Annotated in this window: 10 protein-coding genes and 1 rRNA gene; 6 read left to right on the top strand and 5 right to left on the bottom strand. The window is 43.7% G+C overall.

All coding sequences use genetic code 11. From position 1 onward, the window contains the following. Positions 1 to 721 (top strand): 2-oxo acid dehydrogenase subunit E2 (locus tag A3762_RS02605; protein WP_197468962.1); only part of this gene is annotated, 721 nt, incomplete at its 5' end. Between the two features lie 52 nt (positions 722 to 773). Continuing rightward, complete coding sequence (locus tag A3762_RS02610) at positions 774 to 2,192, top strand: PilZ domain-containing protein (protein WP_068473851.1); 1,419 nt, start codon at positions 774 to 776, stop codon at positions 2,190 to 2,192. Between the two features lie 29 nt (positions 2,193 to 2,221). Here A3762_RS02610 and A3762_RS02615 read toward each other — a convergent pair whose 3' ends face one another. Beyond that, entirely contained in the window at positions 2,222 to 2,431 is a 210-nt protein-coding gene (locus A3762_RS02615; protein WP_068473848.1) for a cold-shock protein, read from the bottom strand. A gap of 327 nt (positions 2,432 to 2,758) precedes the next feature. Here A3762_RS02615 and A3762_RS02620 point away from each other — a divergent pair, with 327 nt between their 5' ends. Continuing rightward, positions 2,759 to 3,172: a cytochrome c5 family protein gene (locus tag A3762_RS02620; RefSeq protein WP_231876687.1), complete on the top strand. Its 414-nt coding sequence runs from the start codon at positions 2,759 to 2,761 to the stop codon at positions 3,170 to 3,172. A gap of 48 nt (positions 3,173 to 3,220) precedes the next feature. Here the strand turns inward: A3762_RS02620 and A3762_RS02625 are convergent, their stop codons facing one another. Together A3762_RS02625 and A3762_RS02630 are read right to left on the bottom strand one after the other, a co-directional pair. Beyond that, the gene (locus tag A3762_RS02625) at positions 3,221 to 4,969 is read right to left on the bottom strand and encodes a DEAD/DEAH box helicase (protein WP_068753972.1); all 1,749 of its coding nucleotides are present in this window, start codon (positions 4,967 to 4,969) and stop codon (positions 3,221 to 3,223) included. Positions 4,970 to 5,041: 72 nt separating this feature from the next. Next, positions 5,042 to 5,575, bottom strand: a complete 534-nt coding sequence (locus A3762_RS02630; RefSeq protein WP_068473874.1) for a PadR family transcriptional regulator — start codon at positions 5,573 to 5,575, stop codon at positions 5,042 to 5,044. A 107-nt stretch (positions 5,576 to 5,682) separates the two neighbouring features. On the opposite strand from A3762_RS02630, the gene A3762_RS02635 reads away from it, so the two are divergent. After that, the gene (locus tag A3762_RS02635; RefSeq protein WP_068753973.1) at positions 5,683 to 7,326 is read left to right on the top strand and encodes an NAD(P)/FAD-dependent oxidoreductase; all 1,644 of its coding nucleotides are present in this window, start codon (positions 5,683 to 5,685) and stop codon (positions 7,324 to 7,326) included. Between the two features lie 11 nt (positions 7,327 to 7,337). On the opposite strand, the gene A3762_RS02640 is transcribed toward A3762_RS02635, so the two are convergent. After that, positions 7,338 to 8,474: an anhydro-N-acetylmuramic acid kinase gene (locus A3762_RS02640; protein ID WP_068753975.1), complete on the bottom strand. Its 1,137-nt coding sequence runs from the start codon at positions 8,472 to 8,474 to the stop codon at positions 7,338 to 7,340. After that, the gene (locus A3762_RS02645; protein WP_068753977.1) at positions 8,464 to 9,777 is read right to left on the bottom strand and encodes an OapA family protein; all 1,314 of its coding nucleotides are present in this window, start codon (positions 9,775 to 9,777) and stop codon (positions 8,464 to 8,466) included. The genes A3762_RS02640 and A3762_RS02645 overlap by 11 nt, the downstream gene beginning before the upstream one ends. Before the next feature lie 186 nt (positions 9,778 to 9,963). Between A3762_RS02645 and tyrS the strand changes: the two genes are divergently transcribed. Both tyrS and A3762_RS02655 read left to right on the top strand, forming a co-directional pair. Next, entirely contained in the window at positions 9,964 to 11,166 is a 1,203-nt protein-coding gene (gene tyrS / locus A3762_RS02650; protein ID WP_068753979.1) for a tyrosine--tRNA ligase, read from the top strand. Between the two features lie 633 nt (positions 11,167 to 11,799). After that, positions 11,800 to 11,980 (top strand): 16S ribosomal RNA (locus A3762_RS02655); the annotation flags it as partial.

Genomic DNA, 11,980 nt, shown 5'->3' on the forward strand with positions numbered 1-11,980 from the left:
AGAGCTTCCGGACTTTGTAAAGTTTGGTGAAGTTGAAATACGTAAACTTGAAAAATTACACGCGTTAACTGCTAAGAATATGCAGTCGAGTTGGAACAATGTTCCACATGTTACGCAGTTTGATGAAGCAGATATTACCGAGTTAGAAACTTTCAGAAAGTCGAAAAAAGATGCGGCAGCGGCTAAAGGCCTTAAGTTGACGCCTTTGCCCTTTATGATCAAAGCATGTGCACATGCGCTGAAGGATCTACCTCAGTTTAATGTTTCACTTGATATGGCGAATAATCAGATTATTCAGAAGCATTATTACAACATCGGTATTGCAGTAGATACGAGCTATGGATTGGTTGTCCCAGTGATCAAAGACGTGCTACATAAAGATTTATGGGAGATAGCTGCAGAGCTTGGTGAACTAGCTGAAAAAGCCAAAGCCCGCAAATTATCCCCAGCCGACATGCAGGGGGCTTGTTTCACTATCTCTAGTTTGGGAAGTGTTGGAGGGACTGCGTTTACGCCAATTGTTAATCAACCTGAGGTCGCAATTCTCGGTGTCTCAAAGGCGCAAATGAAACCGATATACTCTAACGGTGAATTCCACCCGCGCTTAATGCTGCCCTTGTCGTTGTCTTACGACCATCGTGCAGTAAACGGAGCAGATGCTGCAAGATTTAGTGGCGTCATAGCTAAATATTTGTCTGATATTCGCGAGCTTTTGCTTTAAACTAGACCCTAGTCCACCAGAAATAAAAAAATCATAAGGGTAGATTAGGGATATGGAATTTCAGACTCGTTTCATTCGGCATGAAGATAGGCGTATTGCACGTCAGGCTCTTAGCGGTAAACATGGTTTCCGAGCGAGCGTTCTAATGCCAGGGGGGCAAATCGAGGCCTCCCTAAATGACTTTTCTAGTATTGGTTTCGCAATCAATATTCCTCATCATAGCCAGCATAATCTGCAAGTAGGTGGGCCTGTCTCATTGAGAGTGAGTCCAATGATTGGTTACGAATATGATTTACGTGGCATTGTCATTGATATTCGCTCCGATCGACAGCAAGGAACTAAGGTCTCAGCGGTCATAGAGCATGAGCAGAGTAATCCACATGGTAATTTTCAACCGATATTACTCAACGCAGAACAAAGCTTAAAAGGCCAGCTTGTTCATCCCTTTGCTTACAAGCAAAGTTCATACTTCGAAGTAGAAAGTTTATCGCTACATGGTTTTGTCGCTTCAAATATTAATTCTGACTTCACTCTTTTCGATGGTATGCGAGTGGAATTTAGTTTGGGGACAGTTCACGGCTTACAAAAGGTCTTTGGTACGGTGAGTAATATTGGCCTAACCGAAGAGAATTTGATTCGTTGTTTTATTGCCGTGGATGAGTTTTCACCGAGTGCTCAACGAGAATTATCGCAACACTGTTTTCACTTTGCTCAAAAAACGCCTCAAGAAATTTCTCTTTCTGGAATAGAGGCAAATCATGTCCAGAATTTCGTTCAGTATCGTTTTGTTGAAACACAGGCAGAATACGAAGCGGTTTTAAAGCTTCGCCGTAAGTCATATGCAAGGCTGGGACTCTGCGATAAAGACGAGCCAATTGCGCGATTTGCACTCGAGCAAGATGCATATGGACGAATATTGATCGCATTCCATAATGCGCGTGTTATTGGTTCAGCTCTGCTCGTTTTTGGCGAGCGTAATGCAAAGCCTTTAGAGCTTGAGTCGGTGTTACCCGCGACAAGTTTTTCTGTATTGCCTGATTACCAGCAGATTATGGAAATTACGGAAGTCTGTATTGAGCGACATTATCAAGATACCGATGTTTTGCAGGGTGTATTTGAAAACATGTATCGAGAAGGGCTGACGGCAGGCAAAAACTACATACTGGTAGGAAGTCCTCCAGAGCTAGTAGAGCACTATAGGTACATGGGCTTTAAAGGTTTAGGCTTGAACTTTCAAAATCCAAGAAATGAAGATGTTGTTATGCAGGTTATGATGCTCGATAAAAATACGGGCATTTGTGGTCAGGGTATGGGGCCGTTGCGTTGGTATAAAGTATGGGGCTATGTCAGCCTGCATTTATATCAGCGTAGAGTTATTGAATATTCAGCTTGGCAAAAAATGCGGGTTAAATTAAACGAGAGTTTGTATAAGTTAGTAATGAGGTTTAGAGGAAAGAACAAAGGGAATTAAAAGCGACGGCTTAACCGTCGCTAGAATGCTTAAGCAGCACTTACGTTTTCAGCTTGCGGGCCCTTACGGCCTTCACCTTCTGTAAAGGTTACACTTTGACCTTCAGTGAGGGTTTTGAAACCTTCACCAGAGATATTGCTGAAATGAACGAACAAGTCTGGACCTGACTCTTGTTGAATAAAACCAAATCCTTTGGATTCATTAAACCATTTTACGGTTCCGGAACGTTTTTCTGACATTATTAAACCTATAAGTACTAAATTTTAAGCATTGCTGAACGTGAAAAATATTGTGGGGCTGTCCCTGATAATTATTCTTCGTCCAATGGTTTCTGCGTTTCAGTGCAAGTCTTTGCGCAGAATATATTTAGTTTAGTTTAGAATTTATAAATAACCAAAGTTCATATAATTTTTCGAAATTAGGATTGCTCTTGTTTGAAGTATGGTTTGGCGGTTAAAATCCCGCACAAATTAAGAGGACTTCCGTTTTAAGAAGTGAGTGGCTTCGCCTATACTTTGGATCAAATTAGTTCCTCCCTACAGACATAATCAAAGATGAGGTGTGAAGTGAAAAAATTAGTAATGAGTATGTTTGCTGCCCTAACGTTAGTAGTGTCTGCATTTACAGCAACTGCAGCGATGGACGACGACAGTATTCGTGAGCGCATTAAACCTGTAGGCAGTGTTTGTGTTCAGGGTGATGATTGTGGTGCAGCGACCGCAGCTGTGGCGTCTGGTCCTCGTGATCCGGAAGAGCTATACAACAGTGTGTGTTCGGCTTGTCATACTTCTGGCGCGCTAGGTGCTCCAAAGCTAGGCTCAGCATCAGACTGGTCAGCACGTATGTCTGGTGGCATCGATCAAGTGATTGCGAATGCAATCAATGGTATCAACGCTATGCCTCCTAAAGGCACGTGTTCAACATGTTCTGATGATGACATCGCAAATGCGGTTCAGTACATGGTTGATAACAGCAAGTAATCGTAACGAGTTAAATAAAAAAGCCCGCTTTTGCGGGCTTTTTTGTTACTAGCTTTTACTGACTTTTCTCTTACGCGGCTTGCTCGAGGGCTTTTTGTTCTCTTTGCGTTTCGAATCATTCTTCGCAAAGTTCTCGTTTAGCGGCACCATTTTCATTGGGCGTTGCGCCACACGAGTTTTTTGCAATAGCTTAAGCAAGTCGTTAGGCATTCCTGATGGTAAGTCGACGGTTGTTAAGCGGTCATAGATTTCTATCTGACCAATGTAGTCGCTTGAAAGTTCTGCCGCATTCGCAATGGCAGCGACGATTTGTCCCGGTTTGATCTTGTCTACACGGCCGACTTGGATTTTGTAGCGAGTTAATTCTACATCTGGATATTTTTGAAGAGGTCGAATCGGCCCTTCTTTAATCGATTTTGAATCGCCTTTGCTGCGATCTCTATCTCTGCTCTCAGCATCTTGCATCGCTCGATCTGATTTAGGGTCAAGCAATAAGTTTCTGCCGCCTTGAGAAAGCTTAGCGAGTGCCGCTGCAACGACTATTGGATCTGCATGACGTTCGTCGATTAGTTTTTCGATTAATTCTTGGTAGAAACTTAAATCGCTAGACTCGATCGTTTCCATAATTTGCTGATTGAATTGCTCGATACGCAACTCATTGATTTTAGCTGCGCTTGGTATTTCCATGCGTTCGATCGACTTTGCTGAAATCTTTTCGATAGCACGTAGCATGCGTTTTTCGCGTGGTGCGACGAACAGAATAGCGTCCCCTGAACGACCTGCGCGCCCAGTTCGACCGATACGGTGAACATAAGCTTCTGTGTCGTATGGAATGTCATAGTTTACAACATGGCTGATGCGTTCAACATCTAAACCTCGAGCAACAACGTCCGTTGCAACAAGAATATCGATGTCGCCTTTTTTTAGCTTATCGACAGTTTTCTCACGGCTTGCTTGTGGAATATCACCATTCAGTGCGGTTGCAGAAAATCCGCGGGCACGAAGTTTTGTGCTTAACTCCTCTGTCGCAACCTTAGTTCTGACGAAGATGATAACGCCATCAAAAGGTTCAACTTCTAGAATCCTGCTTAACGCATCTAATTTATTGAGTCCTTGAGCAATCCAGTAACGTTGGCGAACAGTACTTGCTGTAGCTGTTTTAGATGCAATTTTTATGTGCGCAGGATTATTAAGATGCGCATCGGCAACACGTTTGATCTCTTTAGGCATCGTTGCAGAGAACAATGCAATCTGACGAGATTCAGGTGTGTGCTCTAAAATCCAATTAACATCATCAATGAAACCCATGCGTAGCATTTCATCGGCTTCATCCAGCACCAGTGTTTTTAGGTTGTCTAGCTTAAGAGTCCCGCGACGCATATGATCCATTACACGACCCGGTGTTCCTACAACAATTTGCGTTCCGCGTTTGAGTTGACGCAGTTGTATGCTGTAGCTCTGTCCACCGTAGATCGACAGAACATTTACGCCAGGTAAGTATTTCGCATAGCTTTCAAATGCTTCTGCGACTTGAATCGCTAGCTCGCGAGTAGGCGCGAGAACTAAAACTTGAGGTAGTGAGCTTTTCGCTTCAATTTCACAAAGCACTGGAAGAGCGAAAGCAGCTGTTTTACCAGTACCTGTCTGCGCTTGACCAAGAATGTCGCGGCCTTCTCGAATGACCGGAATGGCTTGTTCTTGTATAGGAGATGCTGTTTCGTAACCTAATTCTGAAACGGCTTTAAGTAATTGCTCGGTTAGACCAAGTTCATGAAATGTTTTGGAGGCTTCGCTCACTAAGATTTTCCTCAATTCGGAGGTGATAAAAAGAGGCGGGAGTATACGCGTGAGTGGAAGAAAAATCTCTGATTATTTCTTGAACAATTGTGTCGCTTCTTCAGCCCACCTCAACCAAGCCTCTTCGCCGAGTATTCCTCGACGCAAAGTAAGGTAAGGATAGCGGAAGTTTAGTTGTTCGTTTGAAGAAAGAGAAAGATATTTTTTCTCAAGAGCAAGTAAGTAGTTAAGGGTATTTTGATGGATCTCTATATGACGCTCAATTTCTGATGCGATATCTTCTATCGGCGCGGAATCGGCGCCATATATTTTCACCAGTAATGCATCGTTGATTTTGTTTGTGGCGACGGGCTCTTTCAACCAACGCAAAAGCTCATCTTTTCCCTGTTGTGTGATGGCATAGATTTTTTTGTCGGGTTTTCCTGATTGGATTTCGCTCTGAAATGCAATGAGTTCCTCGTCATGGAGGATTTTAAGTTGTCTGTATATTTGCTGGTGCTTTGCATTCCAGAAATATCCGACACTTTCTTTAAACTGCTGAAGCAAGTCGTAACCTGAATGTGGTTTTTGATCCAGCATGACCAAGATGGCGTGTTTTAATGACAAAAGAGACTCCATATGCAATTTGTTGCATATTAGTCTTCATTTGCTTAAGATGCAAAGCTCTTATTAAAAGAGCTATGTAGATCCCAACATCGTAAGGTAACTTCGTTATGAGCACAGTTAGAACAGGTACTCGCTTTAGAAAGAAAAAAGCAGCAGATCATTATGACGTCATTGTTATCGGTTCTGGAATTGGTGGGCTCGCAAATGCTGCGCTTCTATCTAAGTTAGGTAAGAAAGTTTGTGTTTTAGAGCAACATTATACTGCTGGCGGCTATACACATGCTTATGAGCGTGAAGGCTATGAATGGGATGTAGGTGTTCACTATATTGGGGAGGTGCATCGGCCAAACAGTACATTGCGTCGAGTTTTTGATGTGATCACTGACGGTCAGCTTGAGTGGGCGGAGATGGACACGCTCTACGATCAGGTATACATCGGAGACAAGGCATACAACTTTATGGCGGGTCCTCAAAACTTCAAAGAAGAAATGAAGTTTAATTTCCCAGAGGAATCAGATGCAATTGATCAGTATGTCGATTTGCTTTACGAAACGAGCTCTAAGGTGCCTAAGTTCTTTGCAGGACAAGCATTACCTAAAACTCCCGGTACCTTATATAACAAGTTTCGGGATAAGGTACTCCCAGATTATATGTTCAAAACGACCTATGAGGTGTTGTCCGGCTTAACTCAAAATCAAGAATTGATCGCGGTTCTTACAGGGCAGTGGGGGGATTACGGTCTTCCACCGAAAAAGGCGGCGTTCATTATGCACGCGATGGTCGCGAAGCATTATCTCAACGGTGGTGCTTACCCAGTCGGAGGTGCAGCGAGAATAGCAGAAACAATTATTCCTGTTATTCAGCAATCTGGCGGCGAGGTCTTTACCTATGCAGGTGTTGACGAGGTGCTTGTCAAAAATAATAAAGCTTATGGTGTTCGCTTGGTGAAAGGTGATGAGCTTTATGCAGATGAGATAGTAAGTTGTGCGGGTTTAGTGCCGACTTTGAACAAGCTATTGCCAGAAGAGTCAGTGAAAAAGAATGGTTACGATAAGCTTGTCACCAAGGTAGAGACTTCATCTGCGCACCTTTGTATATATGCTGGTTTCAAAGGCTCTGCAGAGTCTTTGCAAATTCCTAAGAAAAATTTCTGGTTATACCCGCATTATGATCACGATAAAGCGGTTGATGACTTCTACGCTAGTAAAGATATGGACTTTCCTCTGGTTTATATTTCGTTCCCTTCAGCAAAAGATCCACAATGGGAAGAGCGCTATCCCGGAAAGTCGACGGTCGAAATCGTCACCGTGTGCAAGCCTGAGTGGTTTGAAAAATGGCAAGGCACAACTTGGGGTAAGCGGGGCGATGAGTATGAGACGCTTAAGCAGGAGCTTACAGGTCGGCTCATGGCAAAGTTGTATCAACATATGCCTCAACTTGAAGGTGCTTTGGATTACGTTGAGTTGTCTACGCCTCTTTCCACTCAATGGTTCCAATGGAACGAAGGTGGTGAGATTTATGGTATCGAGCATGATGTCGAGCGTTTTAGACAAAGTTGGATTCATCCAAAGACCGAGATTAAAAACTTTTATTTAACAGGCTCTGATGTGGTAACTGCTGGTGTGGGTGGTGCATTGATGGGAGGGGTTATGACCTCAATGGCAATGATGGGCTTGAAAGCAAATAAAGTGACAGAGCTTCTTAAAAAAGGTGTTTCACCGCAAGCGCAAGAAACAGAGCAAACTGTCTAGATACAAGGTCTTTAAGAGAGGTGTATCGCGCCTAAGATTTTTGGGCGTGATGCACCGGTCGCGCTGATCAGATTTCCAGCTTTTCGTTCCGTTGTTTGCTTGGCGAGCCACGCAAAAGCGCATGCTTCAACGTCATCGACCGGTATGCCGAGCTCATCTGTAAACTGAATATGCTCGTTGGTGAGCGTTTCAATCCTCTCTATAAGAAGTTGATTGTGAGCGCCACCGCCGCAAACATAAAACTTCACCGGACCAACTAGATTCTGTTTTTCTGCCTTGATTGTCTCTGCCACGCTAACAGCGCTTAATTCAAGCAAGGTTCGTTGAACATCTTCTGGTTTTAAATCTTGAATCTCATGCTGATTCAGCCACTGAAGATTAAAGTATTCTCGACCTGTACTTTTAGGAGCGGGGGCCGAGAAAAATGGATCGTTATATAAGCGCTTTAATAAGCTTGTAATCACTTCTCCAGAGCTAGCCCATGTGCCGTTCTCATCATAATTTTTGTCTTTGTGAAATTCTATCCAGCGATCAAGCAAAGTGTTTGCGGGCCCTATATCGTATCCATAGCTGTTATGAATGTGCCCCTGTGGGATCACGCTAATGTTGCTAATTCCGCCTAGGTTGATAATGAAATGGTGTGCGTCTTCGCTTGAAAATATAGCCTCATGAAATGCGGGGACCAGCGGTGCGCCTTGGCCGCCGCAAACCATGTCTGCCATTCTGAAGTCATTGATCGTCATAATGCCTGAGTGTTCCGCGATGGCATGTCCATTACCAATTTGGATGGAGAAGGGCGTTGGACCTTCTGGGCGATGGCGGATGGTTTGTCCGTGGCTTCCTATAGCCGTAACGCTTTGCGGATTGATGTTTAGGCGAGTTAGGAAGTCGTTCGTGCTTTTACCAATGAACTTCCCCAGTTCGTGATCTACTCGACCAAAACGCTCTAGCTCTTCATCAGAGTTTGAATCACAGAGTTGGGATAAGGCGTGTCCCAATTGCTCCGGAAGTTTTATGCAATCAGTTTGAACTGTATGGATCTTATTGCCCTCGAATTTAACGAGGGCAATATCAAGGCCGTCTATGCTAGTGCCTGAAATGCAGCCTATATAGAGTTGTTGGCTGGTGGTCACAAGGCTACTGATCATTCAGCGCTAGCTGAAAGTTTTCACGCAGGGTGTCTAGTTGCGCTAAGAGAGGCTTTGTTTGAAGCGAGAAGAGCTCAACTTCACTGTTAGGTACTGGTTTTGCGTGTGGTAGCTTCACTCGAACAGGGTTCTTGTGTACGCCATTCACGCGAAACTCATAGTGAAGGTGAGGGCCTGATGCTAAACCTGTGCTGCCAACGTAACCAATGATTTGTCCTTGTTTGACGCGCTTCCCAACTTTTACGTTGCGAGCGAACTTGTGCATGTGTGCATATAGTGTGGTGATCTTCTGGCCGTGCTGAAGTATGACTACATTGCCATATCCGCCTTTTCGGCCAGCAAATGTCACTTTGCCGTCACCCGTTGCTTTAATTGGTGTGCCGCGAGAAGCTGCATAATCTGTCCCTTTGTGGGCGCGGATTTTATGAAGTACAGGGTGTTTGCGCTTCAGGTTGAAGTGAGAAGAGATGCGAGCAAAATCTACAGGCGTTCGGATAAACGCTTTGCGCATACTCTCACCTGAGGGTGTAAAGTAATTTGAAACGCCATTCGCGTCAGTATAAATGACGGCTTCTAGGTGACGTCCTTGATTGTTGAAGTTGGCCGCAAGTATTCGTCCATCCTTATAAGGTTGGCCATCTACAAATAGCTTTTCATATACCAGACTGAACTTGTCGCCTTTGCGGATATCTAGGGCGAAATCCACGTCCCAGCCAAAGATATTGGCTAGACCCATGATTTGAGATTGCCCCAAACCTGCGTTTTGACCAGCAAGAAATAAGGATGAGTCGATTGTGCCCTCGGCATATGCTAGCTCAACTTCTGGTTCTCTGGTAACAACTTCCGTTACGAACGAGCCGTCTTGTTGACGATCTAAAAATACAGTTTCAGTGAGAGACCGAGATAGCTTGATTCGACTTAATTGATTTGCATCGTCATTCAGAAACGCTATTTTTTCGCCGGGGAAGATTCGTGTGAGCTCTTTGTTTTGTTTTCCTGCACCAAGTACTTTGTACATGGTTGCGTCATTATACCCGCCTAAAGCAAATAGCTTTGATAGAGTATCGCCTTCATTCACTGAGAAGGTTTGCCAGTTTTCTAAGGGTTCAATTTGTAGTTCGTGATCTTGAGGAGTGGCAAGTTCAGCGCTGTTGATAGTTGCTTCTTTTGGAATGTCGATGGCGATCGTTGTGTTTTTCGTCGCATTAACTTTGCTACTAGGGCTGATAAGTAAAATAAGGGTGATGAGAACGCCAACTGTGCCTGCTGCGAGAACGTGCGTTTTTGGAAATGCGTGAAACAAAACTTGCCTACAATCAATAACTAAAAGTGAATATCTAATTTTTAGTATATCTATGTAATCCCATCGCGCAAAGTGAATGAATGCAAAGGTGGCTTACTTCACCATTAAAATTGGTATAATGCCGCACTTTTAAATTTTTGACTTGTGTGCAGGCGCCTTCAAGGCGTGATATTGGAGAAGTAAGGTATGTTGTCGGTAGAAGAACAATTAGCAATTATTAAGCGAGGTGCTGAAGAGCTAATTGTAGAAGAAGAGCTTGTTGAAAAACTAAAAGCAGGCAAGAAGCTGAGAGTGAAAGCGGGCTTCGATCCGACTGCGCCAGACCTTCATTTAGGTCATACCGTACTTATTAATAAGTTAAAGCAGTTCCAAGATCTCGGGCATGAGGTGATGTTCTTGATTGGTGATTTTACCGGAATGATTGGTGATCCGACTGGTAAAAGCGCGACACGTCCTCCTTTAACTGAGCAGCAAGTTCAAGAGAATGCTCAAACCTATAAAGAGCAGGTCTTCAAGATTCTTGATCCAGGCAAAACAAAAGTCATGTTCAATTCTGAGTGGATGAGCAAGATGAGTGCGGTGGATATGATTCGCCTTGCTGGTCAATATACCGTTGCGCGCATGTTGGAGCGTGATGACTTTAGTAAGCGATTCAAAGGTGAGCAATCGATTGCTATCCATGAATTTCTTTATCCCTTAGTCCAAGGGTATGACTCCGTTGCTATGGAGGCGGATGTTGAATTGGGTGGTACTGATCAGAAATTCAATTTATTGATGGGTCGCGCTTTGCAGAAAAATGCAGGTCAAGATCCGCAAGCTATTTTGACAATGCCTCTTTTAGAAGGACTTGATGGCGTTCAGAAAATGTCTAAGTCCTTAAAAAACTATGTGGGTGTGAGTGATGCTCCTGGTTTGATGTATACCAAACTTCTGTCAATGCCAGACGCTATGATTGGTCGCTACTTTGAATTGTTAAGCTTTAGGTCGATGGATGAAGTTAAGGCTTTATTGGCTGAAATAGAGGCGGGGCGTAATCCTCAAGAAGTGAAAGATCTGTTTGCGCGCGAAATTATCGAACGGTTCCATGGCGCTGCTGCCGCAGCTGAAGCGCACAAAGGTGCTGGGAATCAGGTGGCACTAGGTGAAATACCAGAGAATTTGGAAGATGTCGAAGTGGCTGCTGATGACGGTCAGGAAGAGTTGCCAATCTCGGCGGTCCTGCGTATGGCGGGTCTAGTTAAGAATGGTGCTGCGGCAAAAGATGTGTTGAAGCGAGGCGCTGTATACGTTGATGGCCAAAAGGTAGAAGCATCTTTAATGATTAAGGTGCGTGGTCGTTTCGTCATTCAGGCTGGCAAGAAAAAAATCGCTCGAGTTTCGATTAAATAAATTATCAAAAACTTCTTGATCGTTTGGTTTATATAATTAAAACGCTCGCTCGCTTTGAGGGAGACAGCTAAGGGAGTCGAAATTGAGGTGAGAAGTGAAGGTCTTCTAGCGTAATTTTTGATCTTTGTTTCTGGTGATTTTTGAGAAGTTTTTGTTGCTGATATAAGTGTCGAAAACGAGCTCAAAAATAAAATCAGAAAGATCAAAAAAAGTAGTTGACCGGCGAATTAAGATCTATATAATTCGCGCTCGCTTGAGGGAAGGCCCTTCAAAAGGGTTGGAAATAAGCGAGAAGTTAACACCTAATTTTGAGTTTGATTTCAATAAGTTAGTTGCTTAGAAAATTAAATTCAGAAAGTTAAGAAAAGGTGTTGACAATCAACTGAGGCTCTGTAGAATACGCGCCTCGCTTGAGGGAACGGAAACGGTCATCAAGCAACGATCTTTAAAAATTAGCCAAGCAATTCGTGTGGGCGCTGACTGAGATGATGTCACGTAAAGCACTGAAGACATTAAGTTTTTGGATGCTATTAAGAGATTATCAAGTCAACGTTCTGTGAATTCATTTATTGTAATTACAGTAGTTTTACTTGAGACAAATTTAGTTGTCCTTCGGGATGACACTTGAAGATTAAACTGAAGAGTTTGATCATGGCTCAGATTGAACGCTGGCGGCAGGCTTAACACATGCAAGTCGAGCGGTAACAGATCTAGCTTGCTAGATGCTGACGAGCGGCGGACGGGTGAGTAACGCGTAGGAACCTGCCCAGTAGTGGGGGATAGCCCGGTGAAAACCGGATTAATACCGCATAAG

Source organism: Oleiphilus sp. HI0125 (genome assembly GCF_001635355.1).

Excerpts from the sequence above, each read along its gene's own strand:
- A3762_RS02635 (WP_068753973.1), top strand. The coding sequence starts at position 5,683 with ATGAGCACAGTTAGAACAGGTACTCGCTTTAGAAAGAAAAAAGCAGCA.
- A3762_RS02610 (WP_068473851.1), top strand. The coding sequence starts at position 774 with ATGGAATTTCAGACTCGTTTCATTCGGCATGAAGATAGGCGTATTGCA.
- A3762_RS02615 (WP_068473848.1), bottom strand. The coding sequence starts at position 2,431 with ATGTCAGAAAAACGTTCCGGAACCGTAAAATGGTTTAATGAATCCAAA.
- A3762_RS02640 (WP_068753975.1), bottom strand. The coding sequence starts at position 8,474 with ATGATCAGTAGCCTTGTGACCACCAGCCAACAACTCTATATAGGCTGC.
- tyrS (WP_068753979.1), top strand. The coding sequence starts at position 9,964 with ATGTTGTCGGTAGAAGAACAATTAGCAATTATTAAGCGAGGTGCTGAA.